The organism is Pedobacter hiemivivus (genome assembly GCF_004331685.1).
Classification (GTDB): domain Bacteria; phylum Bacteroidota; class Bacteroidia; order Sphingobacteriales; family Sphingobacteriaceae; genus Pedobacter; species Pedobacter hiemivivus.
Map to the genome: position 1 here is coordinate 1 of NZ_SJSM01000017.1, position 25,329 is coordinate 25,329.

The 25,329-nt window shown below is 39.2% G+C and carries 20 protein-coding genes and 1 tRNA gene; 3 read left to right on the forward strand and 18 right to left on the reverse strand.

The window, feature by feature from the left end:
* The 10 genes from EZ444_RS20245 to EZ444_RS20290 all read right to left on the reverse strand — a co-directional run.
* Positions 1-222 (reverse strand): ISAon1 family transposase N-terminal region protein (locus tag EZ444_RS20245; protein WP_455430285.1); only part of this gene is annotated, 222 nt, incomplete at its 3' end.
* A 174-nt stretch (positions 223-396) separates the two neighbouring features.
* Positions 397-478, reverse strand: a tRNA-Leu gene (locus EZ444_RS20250).
* A 165-nt stretch (positions 479-643) separates the two neighbouring features.
* A complete protein-coding gene (locus EZ444_RS20255) occupies positions 644-1,444 on the reverse strand; it encodes an ABC transporter substrate-binding protein (RefSeq protein WP_225874784.1) in 801 nt (266 codons plus the stop codon).
* A 40-nt stretch (positions 1,445-1,484) separates the two neighbouring features.
* Positions 1,485-2,168 carry an ABC transporter ATP-binding protein gene (locus tag EZ444_RS20260; RefSeq protein WP_131610977.1) on the reverse strand — a complete coding sequence of 228 codons (684 nt, stop codon included), beginning with the start codon at positions 2,166-2,168 and terminating at the stop codon, positions 1,485-1,487.
* A 27-nt stretch (positions 2,169-2,195) separates the two neighbouring features.
* Positions 2,196-4,559: an ABC transporter permease gene (locus EZ444_RS20265; RefSeq protein ID WP_131610978.1), complete on the reverse strand. Its 2,364-nt coding sequence runs from the start codon at positions 4,557-4,559 to the stop codon at positions 2,196-2,198.
* 24 nt (positions 4,560-4,583) lie between these two features.
* Positions 4,584-6,365, reverse strand: a complete 1,782-nt coding sequence (locus tag EZ444_RS20270) for an FtsX-like permease family protein (RefSeq protein WP_131610979.1) — start codon at positions 6,363-6,365, stop codon at positions 4,584-4,586.
* Complete coding sequence (locus tag EZ444_RS20275; protein ID WP_131610980.1) at positions 6,365-6,808, reverse strand: ABC transporter permease; 444 nt, start codon at positions 6,806-6,808, stop codon at positions 6,365-6,367. Before EZ444_RS20275 ends, EZ444_RS20270 begins: the two co-directional genes overlap by 1 nt.
* Before the next feature lie 18 nt (positions 6,809-6,826).
* Positions 6,827-9,205: an ABC transporter permease gene (locus EZ444_RS20280; protein ID WP_131610981.1), complete on the reverse strand. Its 2,379-nt coding sequence runs from the start codon at positions 9,203-9,205 to the stop codon at positions 6,827-6,829.
* A gap of 43 nt (positions 9,206-9,248) precedes the next feature.
* A complete protein-coding gene (locus tag EZ444_RS20285; RefSeq protein WP_131610982.1) occupies positions 9,249-9,947 on the reverse strand; it encodes an ABC transporter ATP-binding protein in 699 nt (232 codons plus the stop codon).
* Positions 9,948-10,071: 124 nt separating this feature from the next.
* Positions 10,072-11,316 (reverse strand): efflux RND transporter periplasmic adaptor subunit, encoded by a 1,245-nt coding sequence (locus EZ444_RS20290; RefSeq protein ID WP_131610983.1) that lies wholly within the window; start codon positions 11,314-11,316, stop codon positions 10,072-10,074.
* A 180-nt stretch (positions 11,317-11,496) separates the two neighbouring features.
* Between EZ444_RS20290 and EZ444_RS20295 the strand changes: the two genes are divergently transcribed.
* The gene (locus tag EZ444_RS20295; RefSeq protein ID WP_131610984.1) at positions 11,497-12,867 is read left to right on the forward strand and encodes a sigma-54-dependent transcriptional regulator; all 1,371 of its coding nucleotides are present in this window, start codon (positions 11,497-11,499) and stop codon (positions 12,865-12,867) included.
* Positions 12,867-14,225, forward strand: coding sequence for a sensor histidine kinase (locus EZ444_RS20300; protein ID WP_131610985.1), 1,359 nt, complete (start codon positions 12,867-12,869; stop codon positions 14,223-14,225). The genes EZ444_RS20295 and EZ444_RS20300 overlap by 1 nt, the downstream gene beginning before the upstream one ends.
* Before the next feature lie 117 nt (positions 14,226-14,342).
* Here EZ444_RS20300 and EZ444_RS20305 read toward each other — a convergent pair whose 3' ends face one another.
* The 8 genes from EZ444_RS20305 to EZ444_RS20340 all read right to left on the reverse strand — a co-directional run bounded on the left by EZ444_RS20305 (position 14,343) and on the right by EZ444_RS20340 (position 24,343).
* Positions 14,343-15,614 (reverse strand): glucose-1-phosphate adenylyltransferase, encoded by a 1,272-nt coding sequence (locus tag EZ444_RS20305; protein WP_131610986.1) that lies wholly within the window; start codon positions 15,612-15,614, stop codon positions 14,343-14,345.
* 11 nt (positions 15,615-15,625) lie between these two features.
* A complete protein-coding gene (locus EZ444_RS20310) occupies positions 15,626-17,032 on the reverse strand; it encodes a glycogen synthase (RefSeq protein ID WP_131610987.1) in 1,407 nt (468 codons plus the stop codon).
* Positions 17,033-17,118: 86 nt separating this feature from the next.
* Complete coding sequence (locus tag EZ444_RS20315; protein ID WP_131610988.1) at positions 17,119-18,369, reverse strand: sulfate adenylyltransferase subunit 1; 1,251 nt, start codon at positions 18,367-18,369, stop codon at positions 17,119-17,121.
* Complete coding sequence (cysD, locus tag EZ444_RS20320) at positions 18,369-19,274, reverse strand: sulfate adenylyltransferase subunit CysD (protein ID WP_131610989.1); 906 nt, start codon at positions 19,272-19,274, stop codon at positions 18,369-18,371. Before cysD ends, EZ444_RS20315 begins: the two co-directional genes overlap by 1 nt.
* 12 nt (positions 19,275-19,286) lie before the next feature.
* Positions 19,287-19,991: a phosphoadenylyl-sulfate reductase gene (locus EZ444_RS20325; RefSeq protein WP_131610990.1), complete on the reverse strand. Its 705-nt coding sequence runs from the start codon at positions 19,989-19,991 to the stop codon at positions 19,287-19,289.
* 2 nt (positions 19,992-19,993) lie between these two features.
* Positions 19,994-21,463, reverse strand: coding sequence for a TSUP family transporter (locus EZ444_RS20330; RefSeq protein WP_131610991.1), 1,470 nt, complete (start codon positions 21,461-21,463; stop codon positions 19,994-19,996).
* A gap of 5 nt (positions 21,464-21,468) precedes the next feature.
* A complete protein-coding gene (gene cobA, locus EZ444_RS20335; RefSeq protein ID WP_131610992.1) occupies positions 21,469-22,254 on the reverse strand; it encodes a uroporphyrinogen-III C-methyltransferase in 786 nt (261 codons plus the stop codon).
* Positions 22,238-24,343, reverse strand: coding sequence for a HEPN domain-containing protein (locus EZ444_RS20340; RefSeq protein WP_131610993.1), 2,106 nt, complete (start codon positions 24,341-24,343; stop codon positions 22,238-22,240). Before EZ444_RS20340 ends, cobA begins: the two co-directional genes overlap by 17 nt.
* A 278-nt stretch (positions 24,344-24,621) precedes the next feature.
* Here EZ444_RS20340 and EZ444_RS20345 point away from each other — a divergent pair, with 278 nt between their 5' ends.
* A complete protein-coding gene (locus EZ444_RS20345; RefSeq protein ID WP_225874785.1) occupies positions 24,622-25,320 on the forward strand; it encodes an SMUG2 DNA glycosylase family protein in 699 nt (232 codons plus the stop codon).
* The last annotated feature ends 9 nt before the right edge of the window (positions 25,321-25,329 follow it).

Here is a 25,329-nt window from a genome sequence, read left to right on the forward strand (position 1 = left end):
GGCTACTTTCTGGCCACGAATAGGAAAGTCTTGGATACCAACCTCTGGAAAGAATCCTTTGGATTCAAGATCCTTTTTATCATAACCCTCGGGGGCTATATTCTTCTCTTCAAGGTAGATGTTCAGCATCTTTTCTGCTTTATCTACTTGGGTTAACTCAAAATAATCCAGGATACCTTCCGGTAATAATAAACTGATCAGGGTTTGCTCGGCTTGACTCAAAATAAAAATTGTCGTTTGGTTTACAAATGCAAAAGAAAGAAATTATTTCCTTCCCCCCAAGAATTCCGCTTGATCCGTATGAATTCCGCCGATCCCAAATTCTCGCCGGCCCGGCAGTCACTCAAAAATCCCTTAACAAAAAAAGACAGCCTTTCGGGCTGTCTTTAATCATTGTGCGGAAGAAGGGACTCGAACCCCCACGCCGTGAAGCGCCAGATCCTAAGTCTGGTGCGGCTACCAATTACGCCACTTCCGCAGTTAGGATGTTCCCTTTCGGGATTGCAAATGTAGATATTATTTTTATAAGTCAAAAAGATTTCTGAATTATATTCAGCAGCTTTAGTTAACCGACTGGTTTACAGGAAAAATATTTTTCATTTTATTTCCCAGCTATTAGCACCCACGCAGTACAAACCCATTTTTACAATAATTCTTTTTGCAATTGAAAAAGATATTGAACAGCTTTAACCAACCTACTTCCATACCAGGAAAACATTTCACCGTCCACAAGCATTACTTTGGCGTCTGGAATTAAAGTCCTTATTTCTTCCAAATGTTTTTGTTTAAAAGGATAAGGCTCCGAAGAAAGAAAAATCAAGTCTGGTTTTAAATCCACAAGAGCCTCCAACTCTAATTCAGGGTATCGACTTTGCTTAATCACATTCTGCAATCCGTTTAAAGCCAAAATATCATCAATAAAAGTATTCCTGCCAGCCAGCATATAAGGATCTTTCCATATCAAGTAAGCTACCTTTTTGTCAATTCCCTGTTGCAATGCTAAAGTCTGCAAATCATTAAATCCAGCATTGATCAGGTGATTTAGATAAGCTGCCTCTGGCTGTCGATCAACGAGTTCTCCAATATGCAAGATCGTCTTTTTAGCATCTTCAAGTGTATAAATATCACTCATCCACACGGAAAATTCTGCCATCAGCATTTCTATTTGCTTCTGCTCATTTTCTTCTTTATTACCGATGATGAGATCAGGCTTCAGGCTTCTGATTAAATCTATGTTCAGCTTCTTAGTTCCACCAACCTTGGTGCGTTCAGCAAATTTTTCAATCGGATGAATGCAGAATTTAGTCAGCCCAACAATCTCTTTGTCTAACCCCAGGTCAAACAATAGCTCAGTTTGCGATGGCACAAGTGATATTATTCTTTTTGGTGGGAAATTAATCTCAATGTTCCGATTAAGCTGATCCGTAAAACTGCGCTTCATCATACAAATATAAGCGCAATTTTCAAATCGAGTTTAAACATTTTTAGCCGATTTTATTTCGTTCCTCATTAACTACCCCATCTAAAAGATGTAAAGTTCTATTGCCATAAACGGCATTCACTTCAGAATGGGTAACCTGCACAATGGTAATCCCATCCTCTTCATTTAACTTTTTAAATAAATCCATAATTTGCAATGCCTGAACCGATTGCAGATTTCCTGTAGGTTCATCAGCTAAAATGATAGTTGGATGTGCCACCAAGGCTCTTGCGATACCAACCAGTTGCTGCTGGCCACCAGATAATTGATTAGGGAAAAGATCGCTTTTGGCCACCATGTTAAACCTATCCAGAATATCTGCTACCCGACTCTTACGCTCAGATCCCGGAACTTTTTTATATAATAAAGGAGCTTCAATATTTTCGGCCACTGTCATTTCATCAATAAGATGATAAGCTTGAAATACGAAACCTATATGGTTGCGGTACAACTCTACACGCTTACGTTCGCTTAATGAGACTACATCTTCACCCATAAATTCATACTGTCCATATGTAGGCTCTTCAAGCATCCCCAGTATATTAAGCAAACTAGATTTTCCGGCACCAGACGGTCCCATTATAGAAACAAATTCACCCTGCTTTATATTTGTAGTTACGTGGCGAAGTACGTAACTTTTTACACCTTTGTTAGCGTAATATTTCTCTATATTTTTTAATTCTATCATCACGTTGTGTTTTTAAATGTTTTAATTCTACTCGTATTTCAATGCGTCAATGGGATTTGAACGGGCCACCTTAAAAGATTGCAGACTAACAGTAAGCACAGCAATCAACAAGGACAGACCAATAGCAATAGCGAAAGGTAAAATAGATATAGCTACCCTAAATTCATATGCTGAAAGCCATTTATTGACAATAATATATCCCAAAGGAAAAGCAATTAGGTTGGCTATAGCCACAAGCTTGATAAAATCTCTGTTCAACAGTGTCAATACATTCATTGTACTGGCACCTAAAACTTTACGGATACTGATCTCCTTTTTACGCTGTTCCGCCATAAACAAAGCCAATCCCAAAAGCCCAAGGCAGGAAATAAACACAGCAAAGCCACCAAACCAGTTAGAAAGCGTCCCGAGTAATTGTTCATCCTTAAATTTCTGACCGAACTCTTCGTCAACAAATTTTCTGTCGACCGGAAATTCAGGATTTAATTCTTTCATAACTTCATCAATTGCATGTACCGAAGTACTTACATTTTGAGCTTGATTCAGCCTGACAATAACTTTACTAACCTCGGTCATTCTATGATACATGATCATGGGGGCTGCTTTCTGGTATGGAGACTCCATTACAAAATCTTTAATCACACCAATTACGGTCAATTGTTTATCCCAGACCCTCACTACCGCACCAAGCGGTTGTTTCAATCCTATCGCTTTAACCGCAGCCTCATTCAACACCAAACTTAATGAATCGTTAAACTGAGCTGAAAATGCTCTACCTGCAACCATCGATGTGCCAATGGTTTTAATAAAATCATATCCGGCACTTCTGTAATTGAACAACACCGAATAATTAGGAGCTTTTCCCTGCCACCCTATCCCGAAGGTAGAATTTCCTGTTTCATTAAGCCCCATACTAAAATATGTCAGACTAGAAACTGCACCCGTTTTAAGCAATCTATCTTTTAATAATACCAGTCTGGATTCATCTTTCAAATTACCCTGAATTTGGATTTCAATTAATCCGGCCTTGTTATAACCGATCGGCTTATTTTTAATATAGTTCAGTTGCTGATAAATTACAGCCGTGCAAATGATCAGACAGGCAGCAAATACAAACTGAAAAACAACAAGAACCTTCCTTACTAACAAAGACGAATTACCGGCTACAGGTAAACCTTTCAGTACTTCCACAGGCTCAAAGGAAGAGAGGTAAAAAGCAGGATAACTTCCTGCTAACAAGCCAGTAAACAAGGTCAAACCTATTAAAACAGACCAAAACTTCCAATCGCTATAATTAACTATCAGGTTGATATTCAACAAACCATTAAAATAAGGGAGACAAATTTCCATCAACATAAAGGCAACCACCATTCCTATCAGCGAAAGCAATATTGATTCTAACATAAACTGACCAATCAGGGAGCTCCTGGATGAACCAATTGCCTTCCGGACACCTACCTCTTTAGCTCTTTTCTCAGATCTGGCGGTTGAGAGGTTCATAAAGTTTACGCAAGCAATTAGCAGGACGCAAAAGGCAAGTATAAAAAAGATCCTGATCTGGCTGATCTTTCCCCCAACAGAAACCCCATTTTCAAAATTACTATACAAATGCCATTTAGACAATGGATGCAGAAAAGCATCTGCATTTGTACCCTGCTCATTACGTTTAAAAACACCTTTCATCTGTACACTTACCTGCCCAAAAAGCTCATTGTCCTGTAATTGAACCAGCGTCAGACAAAAATTATTACCCCAGTCGGAATTTCTAATGCCCACATCACGTCTTTCAAGCAAAGCCCAGGGCAACAGGTAATCAAACTGAATACTGCTGTTTAAAGGCACATCTTTAACTATGGCCTCAACTTTCAACGCTTCTAAATTTTCCAGTTTCACCATTTTATTGATTGGATCCTCGTTTCCAAACAAACTTCTGGCTGTGCTTTCAGTCAAAATGATGGTATTCACATCCTGCAACACTTTATCAGCATTACCTTTTACTATTTTATAATCCAGTATTTTTAAGAACTCAGTATCAGCAAAGACTACATTCTTTTTTATATTCTTACGCCCATAACTAATTAACTTTTCCTCTGGAAAAGAAGAACGGGAAACATGAGCAACTCCCGGTATCTTTTCCCTGATTTCCCGGGCTAATACGCGAGGTGTCCATTTCCAGGTAAAAACCTCGTTTGGAGTTGTGGAGTTGTTAAAAACTATGTACGTCTTATCATAATTGCTAAATTGTTTGTCATAAGTCCACTCATAAGACACATACAGCAATAGCAGCATACAACTAGCCAAACCAATAGCAAGCCCACCTGCGTTAATCAAAGTATAGCCCTTGTTTTTCCAAAGGTTACGCCAAGCTATTTTTAAATTTAATCTGAACATGAGTTTAATGTTTAAATTTGTCTGTTATTCGTATTTTAAGGCATCCACGGGGTTTGCTTTCGCAGCTTTATATGCCTGAAAGCTTACGGTTAAAAAGGTGATTATGCTTGTCCCAAATATTACCACAACGATGATCCACCAGGAAATTACGGTGCGGAATTCAAAATGTTCCAGCCATTTATTCATCAGGTAATAGGCGGTCGGTACACCAATTATAATTGCCACCAAAATCATTTTCATAAACGACACAGAGAGTAACCGCATAATACTGGCTACCGAAGCGCCAAGTACACGCCGGACACCAAATTCCTTTGTTCGCTGTTCGGCACTGTAAGCTATCAGTCCGTAAAGCCCCATACATGAAATCAATATTGCTATACCGCCGAACAAATTGGCCAGGATACCCAGAATCTTTTCCGACTGCAACTTTGCAGCAAACAACTCATCAACAAACTTAATTTCAACAGGATAGTTCGGATTGATACTTTTAGCAACAGCCAAGATCAGTTCTACATTTCTGCTTAAACTGTTGGCAGGATTTAAGCGCAGATTGATATTACCGCCCTGACTTTTACTAAAATTGATAACCATAGGGCGTCCCGAATGATAGGGCGAATCCCAGAGAAAATCTTTAAAAATGCCGATTACCGTTAGCTGATTTCCGAAGAGATTTACAGACTTACCGATAGGATCTTTCAGATTCATCATCTTCACAGCAGTGCTGCTTAACAAAATTGCAGCTGTATCTGAAGCAAATTCCTTAGAGAAATCGCGTCCGGCCAGCATTTTCACACCATTTGTCTTCACAAAATCATACTGGGTCTCGAGTCGGTTGAAAACAATTTCCTCGCCCTGTTTCTCCATTCCTGGCCATTTTAACCCATAAAACCAATTGCTCACATGGGTCATACTGCGTGATGCCTGGTTTACCGCAGTAACTGCCCCGGATTTCAATAACTGATCTTTGAACAATTCAAATTTCTCGTACAATTCTCCACTTTGCGGCATCTCCGCGAGCAAATTGATGTTATAACCTACTGATCTGCCCTTTATAAACTGTATTTGCTTATAAATGACCAGCGTAGCAATGGTCAGTATGATGGCAAAACAAAACTGTGCTACCACCAGTACCTGCCTCAGGTTGATGGGGATAAGCCTGGCCCTTGCTGTTTTCTTTTTAAAGGTCTGAATAGCGTTGAATGATGACAGGAACACTGCCGGATAAATGCCTGCCAGAAGACCTGTCAGCAACGCTACAGACAAAATACCCAGCCAATAGCCCATATTCATGTAGTCGATCGTGATTTCTATAGCCAGCAGGTTATTGAACATCGGCAAACTAGCTTCAACAATAGTAAGCGCAATCAACACTGCCACTGCAGTGAGCACCATCGCTTCGGTCAGGAACTGTGTAACCAAAGAGCCCCTCGTTGCACCGATCGTTTTTTTGATCCCCACTTCCTTTGCCCTGCGTTCCGATTTAGCCGTAGCCATGTTCATAAAATTGATACAGGCGATCAGCAAAATACCAAAGGCAAGTGCAATAAACAGATAAATGCGTTCGATGTCGCCACCTACACTCTTGCCGTCTAAAAATTTCCCGTATAAATGTGTATCCGAAAAGGGGAACAAGAAGTTCTCATTTCTTTCCTTCGTATAGGTTTCGTTGAACAGTTTTTTCACCTTGGAATTGATCAGATCTAATTTGGCCTTGTCATTAACCTTTGCTATAGCCAGAAAGCTAAAATTTCCCCAGCTGGGATTTCTAGCCTCATCATCTATACTTTGATAAAAAGACCATGGCATCAGGTAATCGGTGTATTTAGTGCAAAATCGGGATTACCAGCTATAAATTCATAGTTGAATATTTTCAGAATCTCCGGATCAGCAAAGAGATCGACTTTTTTAAACCCGTTTTCCTTATTGGAGATGAGCGATTCATTACCACCCGCAATACGGGTAATGGCATCTACTTCAGGGATTTTGCTCCTAATTGCCATTGCAATCCCGTTGCCGGGTGACGTCCTGGTACTTGTAATATTTCCTGATGCATCCTGAAAGTTAGTCATCACCTGATAGATTTTATCTGCATCTTTAAAGTGACGGTCGAAATTCATTTCGTAATTCACGTATAGCAGCAACAGTAGGCAGGCAGACAAACCAACCGCCAGTCCAATTATATTAATAACAGAAGAAGTCTTATTTCTCCAAAGATTGCGCAAAGCGATTTTTAAATTGAGTCTGAACATGAGTCTATCTTTAAAGGCTTATTCATATTTTAATGCTTCAGCAGGACTTGTTTTTACTGCTTTTCTTGCCTGGATGCTTACCGTAAGTACAGTAAGAACTGTAGAGATTAATGCCGCCAAAACGAAGGGAAAAAGGGGAATGTCAATTCTATAAGCAAAAGTCTCTAGCCAGTTCTTTGCCAGAATATAAGCCAGGGGCCAGCCAATAACATTGGAAATCAAAACTATCCAGATGAAAAAGGTATTTAACATTTTAAACATCTGAAAATCTGTTGCCCCTAGTATTTTCCTGATCGATATTTCCTTAATCCTGTTATTGGTTGTAAATGCTGAGAATGCGAAAAGACCTAATACCGCAATAAATATGGTTAGCATTGCTGCAAAGAAAAAGACAGACTGAAGCTGTTCTTGTTTTTTAAATAGCCGTCCATACAGTTCATCTAAAAACTCATACCTAAAATCGTCTCCATCAAGATTATTAATACTCGGCCATTGCGATTTGAGTGCGGCCAACGCAGCAGTCATACTACGTTGGTCTATATTAACCATTATCTTTATTTTTTGATTGTTACATGGATTCTTGATCGAATATATAGTGGGTTCAACAGCGGCTTCAAATCCCTGCGCTTTAAAATCCTTCACAACGCCAACTATTTTATAATCCATATCGCAGCCCCTAATAATCTTACCTACCGGATTTGTTACGCCATAGCGCGCAACTGCACTTTCATTTAAAGTTGCTGAACCGGCAGTGTCGGCCATAAAATTTCGGGAGAAAAACCGTCCACTTTTTAATTTAATGTCCAGTGTTTCAAAGTAATCAAAATCCACATCAATAAAATCTATCGATGATTCCTGCTCACCTAATTTATAGGTATTTGTACCGGGCTTAGATCCATCCGGTATATCTGACGCTACAGTTACGTAATTCACACCAGGTATTTTCATCATTTTGTTTCTGGCCTGTTCAAAATCTTTAGCCTTGTTATAGAACTGGATATTTTTAATAAAAACTACTTGTGATGATTTAAATCCTTTATCCTCCGCCCGCATATATTTTAGCTGGTTGTTTACAATCAGCAAACCAGCTATAAATATGATCGCAATTACAAACTGGGCCGCCAAAAGGGAATTTCTTAACCAACGTGTTTTATAACTGGTCTGCATATTACCCTTCAAAACAGACGCAGGCTTATAAGCTGAAAGTACCAGGGCCGGGTAAATACCCGAAATAACCGTTACCCCAATTAATATCAATAACAGTTGCGCAAAAAGAGTCTGATCTCCATGCCATATAGATAAAGGAATGCCAAATAACCTGTTAAATACGGGGAGCAGAACCTCAGCAATGATGAGCCCCAATGCCAGGGATAGTAAACACTGCATAAAAATCTCTGCGAGAAACTGATACGTCAGGTTCAGCTGATAGGCTCCCAATACCTTTCTTACCCCAACTTCTTTTGCCCGCTTCGTAGCCTGCGCAATGGTGAGGTTTGTAAAATTGATACAGGCAATAATGACAATCAAAATACCCAGCCCAAAAAGCGCAAATACAATCTTATAATTGGTATCACTGCCGGCCATTGGCTTTAAATGCAGATTTTTTAAAGGATCAAGAAATATAACCGAACGCCCCGCAATTCTATAATCGTTCGCAGACGCCCCCGCTTTGATCACCTCACGCTTATAGAGTTGATCTATTTTTTGTTGAAGGGCTTCGATATTTGCCCCCCTCTTAACCTGGATAAAGGTTTTAAAGTTATTTGTGCCATAGTCTTTATTATCAAAACTGATATCCTTCGAAAGCGATACCACATCAAATTTTATATTAGAATGTTCATCTGTTCTTTCAATTGTACCATATAATTTAACAAACTGCCCAGCTTTTTTTGGCCCCAGACTAACCTGTTTAGGGAATATGACTTGCTCATTTGGAAATAACTTATTAAAAAACAATTTGGGTACATAGAGCTGAAGGCCGGGATCATTTTCATCGGCTAATTTTCCTTCAGGCCGGATGTTAAACATTTTAGCCACCTTATAATCCAACAATAAAGCTTTCGTAGAATATACCCTGCCTTTTTCTGTCTGAATAGGAAACTCAAACCAGGTTGTGCTCATTTTTCCAGTTACCTCAACTTCAGGAAAGTTATCCTGAATTACTTTTGCAAGTGGCGCCGGCGTATAATCAGTTTTATGGTCAGGCAGGTTTCTTCCTACCTGATAAATTCTATCATAATTTGGCACATCCTTATCGTAACCGGTTTCATAAGTAACGTAAAGTAAAACTACAATAAAAGCCGCCAAAGCGATAGAAAGTCCACCGATATTAATTGCTGTATAAACCTTGTTTTTCCAAAGGTTACGTAGCGCTATCTTGAAATTCAGTTTAAACATATGATCTGCACAATTAATTAGTTATCAATTGAAAAGTTTCGATCTAGATCAATTCTTCTGTTCGTCCCCTATTTACTTTCTCCGAAATCACATGACCATCCTTGAGGTTAATAATACGGTTAGAAAAACTTGCGTCATGAGAGGAGTGCGTTACCATTACGATGGTAGTTCCCGTTTCATTCAGCTCACACAGAAGCTCCATTACTTCATTACCATGAGAACTGTCCAGATTACCCGTTGGCTCATCTGCAAGCACAAGTTTTGGCTTTGTAATCAAAGCTCTTGCAACTGCAACACGCTGCTGCTGCCCACCAGAAAGCTGTTGTGGGAAATGTCCGCTTCGATTTACAATATTCATCCTGTCAATAATCTCGTTTACCAAACGTTTCCGTTCTCCGGAAGGCACTTTATTGTAAATTAAAGGCAGTTCTATATTTTCAAAAACAGTAAGCTCATCAATCAGATTAAAATTCTGAAATACGAAACCCATATTTCGCTTTCTAAAATTAGAACGTTCCCGTTCATTCAAAGTCAGCAATTCAGTCTCCATAAATTTGTAACTACCACGTTCCGGTTTATCCAATAAGCCCATAACATTTAAAAGGGTCGACTTACCACAGCCTGACGGCCCCATTATGGACACAAATTCTCTCGCTTTAACGTGAAGGTTAATCCCGTTCAATGCAGTAGTTTCAACTTCCTCCGTTTTATATACTTTTTCCAGATTCTCAATTCTTATCATAATTCTATTTTATGTACCGAGCTTTTTATTTAATGTTCCTCAATGTTATAAGAAGGCTTCTCTGTTCCCGCCCAGGTTCAGAGAAGAGCCCTTCTTATCTAGTTAACCAAAACTAAACTAATTTCTATTGACTTATTTCTATCACATCATACTGATTGAATTGATCGTACGACGAGGTAATTACCTCTTCACCATTCTGTAACCCCTCCATCACCTCATAATACTTAAAGTTCTTGCGTCCGATTTTTATATTTCTCTTCGTTGCCTTTCCATCTTTAACTACGAATACCCAGGAACCGCCGGTACTTTGAAAAAACTGTCCCTGGCTTAGGAGCAAAGATTTACTATTATCGGATAAGGTCAGTTTTACGGATAAGGTCAAACCTCTCTTTAAATCAAGAGGCGATTTATTTTCAAAGCCCAGCTCAACCTGAAACTGACCCGCAGTAATCTCAGGAATTACCTTCTTTACAACCAGCTGGTAAGTACTACCATTAAATTCGCAGCTGGCAGTTTGCCCCTCCTTAACTCTGTTTACATAATATTCATCTACACTGGCCTGTAACTTATAGCCTTGCATCACATCTATTTTACCCAACATCTCATTTACGCCATAAGACTTACCGATCACAGGGTCGTAGGAGGATAACTTCCCCGAGACCGGTGCCTTAATAATCATATTTTCAATATTTTGTCTGATGGTCTGTAAACTCTCGTTCATATTATTTATTGACACATCAATTTGCTTTAACTGCATGATGCGGCTCTGATTTTCCTGTTTAACAGCCTCTTTAAGTATCTTTTTCCGGCCTTGAAAATATTCGTAATCCTGACTGGAAATCTCAAACTCCTGCCTGGTGATTACTTTTTTTGAGTACAATATGCTGTCGGTATTGTACTTTCTGGTTGCCGTTCTTAAACTGTTCTCAATACCCATCATATCCTGACTCATGATGCGTTGATTTTGTTCGAGATCAAGCCTCAGTTTACGCAATTGATTGATTTGCTCTGTAATACTGGTTTCACTGGACGTATATCCGGATAAAGCATTGGGATTGGCAATTCTTAATAAAGGAGTTTCTTTTACTACGCTCGCACCATTCTCCGTAAATATCTCAGCTACGGTACCGCCTTCAGGAGAACTAACAATTACGGAAGTTAAAGGAATTACACTCGCATTCAATAAAACCACATCCTCAAAATCGCCATACAGCACTTTGTTAAATACAACTTTATCTGCATCAGCTTTATATACCTTTGTTAGCGACAAACTATAACCGTAGGCAACAACAACTACAAATAGTAAAAGCCCCGCAGCAATCCATATTGTTTTCTTACTGAACCTCTTTTTCTCTATAAGCTTATCCATATCTAATTTGCGTACATTTATACATGGCGGTAAGCCAAGGCTATGCCAGGAGAAAAACAAAAACTAAATCACTAGTAAACAGTTAATTAAAAAATAAAACAAAACTAACATGTTCAAAATCGGACACTTGCTGTACGCCATCGGACACTTTATATTATTTTTGGTATAAACTAAAAGGCGATGATAGAGGCAACTGTTCTTGTTATAGATGATGACGATGACATCCTGCTCAGTGCAAGGTTATTCTTAAAACAACATTTTAGCCAGGTAATTACCTGCAAATCTCCCAAAGAGCTCAATACATTATTGAGCCGTAACGAAGTAGACATCGTTCTGCTCGACATGAACTATCAAAAGGGAGCCAGTGGCGGGCGGGAAGGCTTATATTGGCTGGACCATATCCTTTCCATTGATAAAGATTATGTAGTGATCCTAATGACCGCATACGGAAATGTTGAACTTGCAGTACAAGCGATAAAAAAAGGCGCTATAGACTTTATACTCAAGCCCTGGGAGAATGAAAAGCTTTTTGCGACATTGTCGTCTGCTTCACGCTTAAGACAATCCAATAAGAAGGTTAAGAAACTTGAAAAGATCCATTCTTCTTTGCAAAAAGACATCAACAGACAGTTTGAAAACATACTGGGGAGCTCAGAACCTATTCAACAGCTACAAAATACACTCGTTAAAGTTGCTCCCACTGATGCCAATGTATTAATCCTCGGCGAAAATGGAACAGGAAAACAGGTATTCGCCTACGAGGTACACAAACTATCACAACGCAGGAACCAGATATTTATGCATGTAGACTTGGGTTCACTAAACGAGAATTTGTTTGAAAGTGAGCTATTTGGATATGCTAAAGGGGCTTTTACAGATGCGAAAGACGATAAACCTGGAAGGTTTGAAATGGCTGAAGGCGGAACAATTTTCCTGGATGAAATTGGCAACCTTTCCCTGCCTTTACAAGCAAAATTACTGAGCGTAATTCAGAACCGAACCGTCAATCGACTTGGAGAAAGTAAGGACCGTAAGATCAATGTGCGTCTCATTACAGCAACGAACATGCCCCTCAACGAAATGGTAGCTAAAGGAACATTCCGACAGGATTTACTTTTTAGAATAAATACGGTGGAACTTTTCCTACCCGCTTTGGCTGAACGCGGGCAAGACATTTTATTGCTGGCAGATCACTTCCTCTATGCTTTCAACACAAAGTACCATAAAAGTATTACAACATTTGATGATAAAGCACAAACAATGATGCTACATTACCATTGGCCCGGTAATGTACGGGAATTACAACACGTAGTAGAACGGGCGGTCATCATGTCGGATGGGCACCAAATCGGACCAAATGATCTTCAGTTGAGTCAGCAGAAGTTTGGATCAACATTAACTGCACAAACAAATCTTGGACTGGAAGAAATGGAAAAGGCGATGGTACAAAAGGCAATAGACAAACACAAAGGCAACATTTCAAGGGCCGCAGCAGATCTTGGTTTAACCCGTGCGGCATTATACAGACGCATAGAAAAATTTAACCTCTAATGTTTTACAATCGTTTCACCTTCAGCCTGATTATCAGGATACTGACCATCAATTTACTGGCCATAGCTTTGTATTATCTGATCAGTAAAACGGAATTATGGTTCACTATCACTGGATTGGGTATCATTTTAATAACCAATATTTTAAGTTTATACTTTTACATCAACCAGATCAGAAAAGACATCAAACGTTTTGTTGAAGCCGTAAAGACACAAGACAATACACTGAATTTTAACCGCAAAGCTACAAAAGGCGCGTTTCCTGAACTGTATAAATTCTTTAATGAACTCATTAAGATCAATAAAGACATGCAGCTGGAAAAAGATTCCATGTTTCAGCTGATCAAGACAATATTAGAACAAATTCCAGCCGGAATAATAGTCATTAAAGGTTATCCCCAGGATAAAGAGAAAACAGAAATATTCTTTTTTAACCAGGCCGCTACAAATCTGCTTAATATACCTGCATATAAGTATTGGCATCGTTTAACGCAACATATCCCTCAATTTGCCAAAGAAATCGGGCACATTGGGAAAGGAGGAAAGAGATTTATGGAACTTAAAATACAAGACAAATTGATTCAGTTGTCTACAGAAGTAATCCCATTAAATCTATACCAAACGGACTATACCATTATTTCATTCCAAAACATTAAAGATGAAATTGAGCAAAAAGAAGCAGAGGCCTGGAACAGGCTGATTGGCGTAATTTCTCATGAAATACTGAATTCAATTACACCGATCAGCTCGCTTTCGGATACGGTAAACAGTATGATCGTTAATAAACAAAGTCTAAATAATGAAGAACTGGAGGATCTAAAACCTGCTATCCAAACCATTAAAAGAAGGTCTGAAGGCTTGCTTGATTTTGTCAAAGACTACCGACTGATTGCAGAACTACCAACTCCGCATCTGGAACACCATACCATTGGAGAAATCCTACAGCACATCAAAGTATTGATGCAACCTTTTGCCGCTGGACGTAACATCACGCTAAAAGTTGAGCAGACCTCATCCAGAATCAGTATAGAGATAGACTTAAAATTAATTGAGCAGGCACTCATCAACCTGGTTACGAATAGCATATATGCGTTAGAAAACATCCCTCAGCCAGCAATAGAAATAGGTTACAGATTAGATCAGAATAAATTATATCTGGAAGTAACGGACAATGGGAAAGGTATTGAACCCGACTTATTGGGAAAGATATTCGTACCTTTTTTCACCACCAGGAAAAGCGGATCCGGCATCGGCCTAACCATTACTCAAAATATTATGAAAATGCATCAGGGAAGCTTGGAAGTCGACTCTACACCTTTTGAAAAGACGACATTTTCCCTTATATTTAAATACCTTTGAAATTCTTTTCTCAAGGATTTTAAAATCAGATATAAATCCTATGTACATTTAAAATGAGGATCAGAAAACGAATTCGGATCCTCAATAAGGTCTAATATTACAGATTAGGTATAATCATCAAATCACTGTTCCATTCGGAATAACAGCTCCTTTTTTAACCACAACTATACCGTCCTTAACCGTATACAAAGGATGGTCGCCATCAGGCAAATGATCACCGCCAATAATCTGCACATCATTACCGATTCTAGAATTCTTATCAATCAGTGCATTCACAATTTTACACCGATCACCAATTCCTATCAGCGGTTTCTCTTTAGCGGTTTCCTCTTGAATTTCCTGTAAGGTCTGATACCGATCACTACCCATCACATAAACACTCTCTATAATCGTACCTATACCTATTCTTGAGCGAATACCAATCACAGCGTGTTTAATTTCCGCAGCCTGTAAAATACAGCCTTCAGCAATTATTGCTTTGTTTAAAGTAGTGCCTAATATTTTTGAAGGCGGCAACATCCTTGCACGTGTAAATATGCTTTGATGACTGTCAAATAGATTGAATTTAGGGATATCATCTGTAAGGCCTAAATTGGCTTCAAAAAATGAAGATATATTCCCTATATCCGTCCAATAGCCCTCATATTGAAAACTCAATACTTTATTATGTGCCATTGCCCTTGGGATAATCTCTTTACCAAAATCCTTCTCATCAGGATTCTCTAACAGAATTTTAACCAGCAAATCCCTATTGAAGATGTAAATACCCATCGAGGCAAGATAATCTCGCCCCTCTGCTTGCATTTCTGCACCTGTATCAGAGGACCAATCAACCAGCAATTCTGCAGCTGGTTTTTCTATAAAAGAAGTAATAAAACTATCTTCATTAACCTTTAATATTCCAAAATCTGTAGCGTCTTTTGCGGTTACCGGAATCGTAGCAATACTTACTTCCGCCCCTTTACTGACATGTTCCTGTACCATTTTATTGAAATCCATCTGGTACAACTGATCGCCAGATAAAATCAACGCATACTCAAACTCATGGTTCAGCAAATGGTGCATAGTTTGTCTAACCGCATCTGCTGTTCCCTGAAACCAAGTTGGATTATCAGGTGTTTGCTCAGCAGCAAGAATATCAACAAACGCTCCACTAAAATGACTAAAATGATAGGTGTTTTTAATGTGTTTATTTAATGATGCAGAATTGAATTGCGTTAAAACAAACATCCGCTGTATGCCTGAATTTAGGCAATTAGAGATTGGGATATCTACCAAACGATATTTCCCTCCTATTGGTACCGCTGGTTTAGAGCGAGTTTGCGTTAATGGCGCCAGCCTTGAACCTTGACCACCGCCAAGGATTACCCCCAATACATTGTCAGTCATAGTTTTTCATTTTATATTTGGTATAGATGTATATATTGTTGCGCTGCCTTATCCCATGAATGATCCAGCTGCATTATAAACTTACGTATTTCTTTTACTTCTTTCGCATTGACATATAACTCATAAGCCCGACCTATAGCATGTCCTACATCCCAAACACTACTCTGATCATGACAAATACCAAAACCACCATCCCCAATATCAATCACTGTATCTTTTAGTCCGCCAATTCTTCTCACAATAGGGATAGTTCCATATCTTAAAGCATACATTTGGTTTAAGCCACAAGGCTCTACCCTACTTGGCATCAACAGAAAATCTGCCCCCGCATAAATCTGGTGCGACAGCTGCTCATTGTACCCTATGTAAACATTGTAATTTCCTGGAAATGCTTCTTTCAATTGCGACAATCTACCTTCTACCTGTGAATCACCAGATCCGAGCACCAGTACATTTATTTCTCCGTTATACTCGATTAAAGCATTGTAAAATATATCAGGAAGCAAATCAGCTCCCTTTTCACCCACCAACCGACCGATGAAAGTAAACAATGGCTTTTCCGGATCAAGATTAAAAACCTTACAAAGCGCTTCTTTATTCGCTCTTTTCCCAGCATCTACTGTCCGAAGGTTATATTTTTTTTCCAACATGGGATCCGCCTGCGGATTCCAGACTTCATTATCAATTCCATTAAGTATACCGAAAGACTTACTGCGTTCCTGGGCAAGCAAATCTTCAAGTCCATTAGCTTTAAAGCTGATCTCATCCAAATAACTTGGTGAAACCGTTGTTACTCGCCATGCACATTTAATCGCCGAAGCCAAGGGATTAATAGCCCCCTTCCAATCTAACTGACCAGATTTCCAAAGTTCAAACGCCGGAATATAGTGCAACTTATCCCAACCAAATTGCCCCTGGTATTGGGCATTGTGAATGGTTAGCACTGTAGGAATATGACATAAACTTTTAAACTGATGACAATTGGCGACCATAAAAGGTACTAAGCCGGTATGATGGTCGTGGCAATGGATCACATCAGGACGATGTTCCCATTGAGCCATCCAATCAAGTACGGCTATCTGATAAGCCAGAAAACGCTCTGTATCGTCATCATAACCATACACCATTTCCCTATCCAATAGGCCTGAAATATGGACCAGATATAGGTCAAAGCCCAACTTATTGGTCATCTCCCTAAATATCTTTACGGTAAAATTATGAAAGCCAAGTTTACCCCAGCCATCATAAACTACCTCAAATTCATTCTCCTGTATAAACTTGTTATGATACGCAGGCATTACTACCTTAGCTACATGCCCAAGCTTGTTTTGATACTTTGGCAAGGCACCCACAACGTCACCTAAACCACCAACTTTAGCTATAGGATAACATTCTGCACTAAGGTGTATAATCTCCATATTTTGAGGCTTTAAAAATCACCTTAAAATAGCGATTACAATAAGGAATGCAAATATTTAACGTAAATAAATTATTTAATTAGATTTTAATCTGCTACAGCCCTAAACATCAATGCCGCTGCTGTTAAATTGGTTCTACTATCGATCAAAATAGCTGCACCATTGGCTTTATTATCTGTGTACAAATCAAACGCTAGCTCATCTGCCGTTTTCAAAACTATCCGACCAATATCATTCAACTTAAAATCATGCGCTTCTTGTTTTTCCAGCGTATTGATATCCACTTTATAAACTATTTCGCGAATTTTACATTTCGTTACCTTGCTATTGTGTTGCAACAGATAAGTAATGCTATCATCAAGTGGTCTTGCGTCCATCCAACATACATCAGCTTCTATAAGCTTAGAGCTTTGTGGCAAATGGTCGGCATTAACCAATACATCACCTCTACTGATGTCAATATTATCTTTTAAATGAAGCGTTACCGACTGGCCCGCAAAGGCAGTAGCAGGCTGCTGATCAAATATTTCTATCCGTTCAATAATAGAGCTACCTCCAGATGGTAAAACGGTCACCTTATCATTTACATTAAATTCGCCACTTAAAATACGGCCGGCATAGCCTCTGTAATCGTGCAACTCGTCGGTCTGCGGCCTTACCACCCACTGTACAGGCATACGTGCAAGATCAGACTCAGCCCCAGTCTCTACATCAACAGTCTCCAGAAAATGCAATAAACTACGTCCATGATACCAGCTCATATTTTCCGACTCATTTACCACGTTATCCCCCTTCAAAGCACTTACAGGAATAAAATTCACATCCTTTAAATTCAATTGAGCGGCCAACGTTTTATATTGATCAGTAATTGCTGTAAATACGGTTTCGCTATATCCCACCATATCCATTTTATTTAAACACACTACCACATGCTCAATACCCAATAAGGACACCAAATACGAATGGCGGATAGTTTGCTCAACCACACCATTTCTGGCATCAATTAAAATAATTGCCAATTTGGCGGTAGATGCTCCGGTAACCATATTACGGGTATATTGTATATGGCCTGGGGTATCAGCAATGATAAATTTACGTTTATCCGTCTGAAAATATTTGTAAGCCACGTCAATAGTAATTCCCTGCTCACGCTCTGCCCTTAAACCATCAGTTAAAATGGCGAGGTCAATTGTTCCGTCATCATTTTTACGATTAGATTGCTGTAAAGCCTCTAACTGATCAGCAAGGATGGAATCCGTATCGTATAACAACCGTCCAATAAGCGTGCTCTTACCATCATCAACACTACCGGCTGTAAAAAATTTAAGTATATTCATTAAAAGTATCCTCCCTTTTTGCGGTCTTCCATAGCAGCTTCCGAAACTTTATCGTCCATGCGGGCACCTCGTTCACTAATTTTTGATGCGCTGATTTCTTCAATGATTATATCAATCTGATCAGCATCAGATTCAACAGCTGCAGTACAACTCATATCACCAACAGTACGGAACCTCACTTTTTTGTGTTCAATAATATCCTCTTCATCCATATTTAAAAATGGAGAAGCTGCCATTAACTGTCCATTACGTGTGATTACATCTCTGTAATGTGCAAAATAGATAGAAGGTAAACCGATATTTTCTCTTTTGATATAGTTCCAAACATCAAGCTCGGTCCAATTACTGATTGGAAATACCCGTACATTCTCGCCTTTATGAATTCGACCATTGTAAATGTTCCATAACTCGGGGCGCTGACGCTTAGGGTCCCACTGACCAAACTCGTCTCTTACCGAAAAAATACGTTCCTTGGCGCGTGCTTTTTCTTCATCTCTTCTGGCACCACCAATACAGGCATCAAAACCATGCAGCGCGATGGTGTCTAAAAGAGTAACGGTTTGTAGCGCATTTCTGCTGGCATTTTTACCGGTCTGTTCCACAACCTTTCCTTGATCAATGGATTCCTGAACACTACCTACAATGAGTTTTTCGCCCAATCGTTGCACCATTTCATCACGGTAAGTAATGGTTTCTTCGAAGTTATGCCCAGTATCTATGTGTACCAGCGGAAAAGGAAACTTACCTGGTCTGAAAGCCTTTTCAGCTAAACGCACCAATGTAATAGAATCCTTACCTCCTGAAAACAGTAAGGCCGGTTTTTCAAATTGCCCTGCAACCTCACGTAATATGTGAATCGCCTCGGCCTCTAATTCGTCTAAATAATCTAAATTATACTTACTCATATCCTGTTGCAATTACGTTGTGGCATGCAAACCACATTCTTTTTTTGATTGATCTTCCCACCACCAACGGCCGGCCCTAAAATCCTCACCCTCACTAACCGCCCTTGTACAAGGTGCACAACCTATACTTGGGAATCCCTTATCGTGTAAGGTATTGTAAACAATATTATTCTCTTCTATATACGCCTTCACTTCTTCCAGAGACCAGAAAAATATCGGGTGAAATTTGATCAACTGGTTTTGTTCATCCCATTCCAGGTTAGACATATCGTGTCTGTTTACAGATTGTTCTGACCTGATTCCAGTAACCCATAGATCATTTCCTTTTAAAGCTCTCTTTAAAGGCTCCAGCTTGCGAATCCCGCAGCATTCTTTTCTATTCTCTACAGACTCATAAAAGCTGCTTGGTCCTTTTTTATTCACCATTGCCTGTACAGCCTCGGTATCGGGGAAATAAGCTTTTATGGGTTTATTATAAATTTCTAAAGTACGGTTCCATACATAGTATGTTTCCGGAAATAACCTACCGGTTTCTAGTGTAAAAACTTCAATTGGGATATCATTGGCAAAAATCATGTGTGTAATTACCTGATCTTCCCACCCAAAACTTGTAGAAAAAACAATCTTTCCCGGATATTGATCTGCAAAAAATTGCAAGGCAGCTACCGGATCAAGACCCTTAATTTTTTCGGCTATTTCTGCTAATTTTTCCTTCATGACTAAACTAATTTTAGGATAAAATTGATGATACTGCGCAGACTCACTAAAATCACAAGAACTCCAACTGAAACCATAATAGTTTTAGCAGATATCTTATTGGAAACTTTTGCTGCTATTGGCGATGCCAGTGCACTTCCAATAACCAAACCTGCAACAGCTTCCCAATGTGCACCATTTAACATGGTGATAAAGGTTAAAGAGCTCATCAATGCAATAAAAAAGCGAGTAATCTTTACGGTCCCTAAAGAGAACCTGGCATTTCTTCCCCCAGCAATTAAGCTAGACAATACAATTGAACCCCAGCCTCCGCCGCCAACAGCATCTATAAAACCTCCAAATAACCCCAATAACGAGATTTTTTTTATTTTCCCATTTTGGACTGCTTTTTTACGGTTGACCTGATAAGCCTTAGATAATATTACGCAGCCTAGTATTAAGGTGTATAAAGAAACAACTGGTTTGGTATAATTACTATAATGCTCTAATGAAGACAACAAATAAGCACCTGTTACTGCGCCAATAATACCAGGGATCAATAATAGCTTAAACAATTTCCAGTTTACGTTACCAAAACGATAATGCATCCACCCGGCAATCCCATTGCTTAAAATCTCTGATAAATGTACACCCATACTTGCCGAAGCCGGGGGAACACCCATGGCTAAAGAAAATGAAGTGCTGGTTACGCCATACGACATACCTATTGCGCCATCAATCATGGCAAAAATAAATCCACCAATTAAAAACCAATAAAACATTGGATTAAGGTTGGCAATATAAGTCTGAAACTCGGGTTCTTTGTGCCAAAAAACAGCTACTACTATAGCAAATGAAAATACAATAGCCGACCAGATTAACCATTTCAAATTAGCTCTGCTAGTCCGCTCTCCTTTACCATCAACCAATGACGAAGTTACTGCATTTAGCTTTTTAACTTTCGCAGCAAAATCTCCGTTCAGCGTATTTCTAAGCGCCTGCATATTTTGCAGCGTATCATTTATTTCTTCTGGTAAACTGTCATTTAGTACCTCCTTTAACCTTTTTGCAATGGTAGGAGATTTTCCATTTGTAGATATTGCTATTTTAAGATCGCCCTTTTTTACAATAGAACCTAAGTAAAAATTGCATAGATCTGGCTTATCGGCAAAGTTGACCAGCAAATTCCTACGGTCGGCTTCTTCCCTGATCTGTTGGTTGAGTTCGTCGTTATTTGTAGCCGCAACAACCAGGTCAACACCATCAAGGTCAGAAGGATCAAATTCACGTGTTAAAATGCTCAGCCTTTCATGCTTTTCTGCAAGCTGCTTCACCCCTGGTAAAACCTCCAAAGCAATAACAGTTACATTTGCTTCAGGACTATTACCAAGTATTGCTGTTAATTTCTCGAGACCCACAGGTCCCGCACCCACCAATAGCGTATGTATGGAGTTCAATTTAATGAAGACAGGAAATAACTGGTTGCCTTCCATAAAAACTACAGTTCTTCTTTAAGTGCCTGATAAAAATCCTTGATGGGTTGAAACGAAGGATGCAAGGAAACCACCTCACCAAAAATAAGTAAAGCCGGAGCTTTAATACCTTTCTCTTCCACCAGCTCTACAATTGTATCCACTACGCCAATGGCCAACTTCTCATTTTCGGTTGAACCACTTTGAATCGCCGCAACTGGCAGTTGATGTTTGCCTTCGTTTTGAAATAACTTAACAATCTCCTTCAGCTTGCCCAACCCCATTAATACCACTACCGTTGCTTTTGAACGCGCAGCTTCATACAAATCGTTAGAGATCTGGCCCGAAGCAGTAGTTCCAGTAACTACCCAAAAGCTTTCGCTTAAACCACGGTGTGTTACCGGAATTTGTTGCAAGCCCGGTACCGAAATAGAACTCGATAAACCAGGGATCACCGAAACCGGGATGCTATATCCTGCTGCAAAATCCAATTCTTCATATCCTCGGCCAAATACAAAAGGATCTCCACCTTTTAAACGAACTACATGACCATAGTTAAGTGCATAATCCACCATTAATTTGTTGATGGCCTCCTGACCATAAGAATGCTCTCCTGATCTTTTACCTACATATACTTTAATGGCATTAGGATTAGCAAAATCTAAAACCCCTTCGTTCACCAATGCATCATATAAAACAACATCTGCTGTTTTAAGGGCATTGGCACCTTTCATGGTAATTAGTTCGGGATCACCCGGACCAGCACCAACAAGTGTTATTTTTGGTTCTTTATTCTTAATTTGAGTGATCATTGAATTGCTCCTCTCTTTTAGCTTTCATTTGATTATAGAATTTATCAACCGCATTTAAGTAAACCGTTGCAAATTCTTTAGTAGGTTCATTTTTATTGATTTGAAGTACCAGGTCGTTAAATGTACCTTCCAGTTCTACTTCACCTGTAGCTACGTAGTTGTTATCAAACTCGCGGATGATACCAATTTGTGTACTGCTGTTCACACCTTTATCTAATAGCAATGCTTTTGCGGTACTTACAAATACCGCATAGCTATGGTATATCGCATCAGACCAAGCTTCGGCTTCAAAAGAGGCTTTTGCCCAATCTAATTTCTCTTCTGCCTCAAGTAGTAAGGTAGCTACTAAGTCTATCACCACACCGGCGCACTCACCCACCCCTATGGCTGGTATAAATATTCCTTCATGGCCCCAATCTACAAATTCTTCATCTTTTAAATTGGTTAAATCAGCCAAAGGCTTTAACATCTGATAAAAATAATCTTTACCCTTTCTGTCGTAATACTGATGGAATGTTTCCTCCTTTTCAGCATTGGCGCTAAAATCATTCAAGATTGTTCTCAACACATCAGTGGCACGTTTGGATGGTGCTTTAATTACACGTTCAGCTACCCTTCCTGCTCCATCTCCAATAGTACCACCACCAAGCATCACTTGTACAGCTGGTACAACTTTGCCATTCGCTTTTACCGAACTACCATGAAAACCAATATGAGCCAAGCCGTGCTGTCCACAGGAGTTCATACATCCACTGATTTTTATTTTGATGTCTTTATCATAAATCAACTCTGGATATTCTTCATAAATAACATCTTCCAAAGCAACAGAAAGCGACATACTGTTAGAGATACCTAAGTTACAGGTATCCGTCCCCGGGCAAGTGGTTACATCACCTACGCCATCAAAGCCTGGTTTTGCAAAACCCAATTCGTTCAATGCAACGTACAAAGAAGGCAATGCCCCTGCGCTCACAAACTTTAGCATTAAGCCTTGATTTTGAGTAACACGAATCTCATCAGCAGCGTAAGGACTTATCGCATCAACCAATTTACGAGCAAGCTCAGTCGGGATATCTCCTTTAGTTACTTTAATATATATGGCGTAAAAACCCTCTTGTTTTTGCGCAACAACGTTTGTTGCACGCCAGTGTTTATAATCTATCGCATTAACCACCTCGTCTAAAGCTGGATAATCAATTAGTTCGGGTATTTGTGGTTGTGGGACAGCGTCTCGATCTATTTTAAAGGACTTTACTTTATTAGCAATACGTTCTTCTTCAATCAGTCTTAATACTTCTTCTAACCCAAGTTTCTGAACCAAATATTTTAAGCGGGCCTTATTTCTATTCGCTCTTTCACCATAACGATCAAACACTCTTAAAACAGATTCTGCATATGGAATGATCTGGTCTTCATGTAAAAACTCGTGAACCAACTCCGCTAAGAAAGGTTGAGCTCCTAAGCCACCACCTAATAGTACTTTAAAACCACGTTCTCCCTGCTCATTGATTTTAGGAATAAAACCAAGGTCATGGATATAACTATATGCAGTGTCCCTTTCATCAGAAGAAAAAGAAAACTTAATCTTCCTACCCATTTCCTGGCAAATCGGATTCCGCAAAAAGTAGGTAAAGAAAGCATGTGCATAAGGTGAAACATCGAAAGGTTCGTTCGGATTAATCCCAGCATCTGGAGATGAGGTTACGTTACGAACCGTATTTCCACATGCCTCACGGATTGTTACATCGTCACGTTGCAATTCTTCCCATAGTTGCGGTGTCCTGTCCAGGCTCACATAGTGAATCTGAATATCCTGGCGAGTGGTAAGGTGCAAGTTTTTGCTTGCATATTCATCAGATACATCAGATATACGAAGCAATTGTTTAAACGTCACCTTTCCAAATGGCAATTTAATACGCACCATTTGTACCCCGGGCTGTCTTTGTCCGTAAACCCCACGTGCTAAACGTAGACTCCTAAATTTTTCATCATGGATTTTACCTTCGCGAAATTCCCTGATCTTTTTTTCAAGATCAATAATGTCTTTTTCGACAATTGGGTTCTCTAACTCTGTCCTAAAACTTTGCATACTTTTGGTCTTATTTAAAAAAAGCTCCTCTGTCTGTAAGACCGGAGAAGCTTCAATATCATGTCTCAACAGCCTATAATCTTACCTAATACATGCTTGCATGTTCAGATAAATAGTGCTGTTGTTAGTTTTGTTCATAAAGCAAATATATAAAGTATACAGGACTTGTAGTATATATTTCAAAAAATAACATTTAAAATGTTTAATTTCAGCTACTTAATTTACAATCCGCAGATAAACAAACAAGTACTATCCTAAAATTTTGTATTTTTAACCTGATGACATTTGCAGATAAAGCTATCCTTTTCAATAAAAATCTAAAATATACAGGTCCCCCCTTGCCTCGGGGTATCCGGATTATGAATCCTTTTACAGAATTTGAACAAACAATGGAAATCGTTGAAAGTTTCTATCAAAAGTACTGCAACGACAATAACCCAAGACATCTCATTCTGGGCATTAATCCAAGTAGACTTGGAGCTGGATTAACAGGTATACCATTTACAGACCCCAAAAGGCTAAAGAGCGAGTGTCATATCAAATACGAAGGGAGAATAACACATGAACTCTCTTCTGTTTTTATCTACGAAATGATTAAAGCCTATGGCGGTGTTGAGGCTTTTTACAAAGACTTCTATATTAACTCGCCCTCCCCGCTTGGTTTTACTTCAGTTGATAACAACGGCAAAGAAAAGAACTACAATTATTACGACAGCAAGGAACTGATCCATTCTGTTAAAGACTTTATGATTGAAAGCATCCACAAGCTCATTAAGCTCGGAGTCTACACAGACACTTGCTTTTGTTTTGGTACAGGTAAAAACGCAAAGTTTCTTAATAAACTGAACGAGGAGCATCATTTTTTTAAAAAGATCATTGCCCTCGAACATCCAAGATTCATCATGCAATATAAAAGCTCCGAAAAGCAATTCTATATTGATAAATACATTTCAGCTTTTGACTCTGTTAGGCATTAGGATCATCCG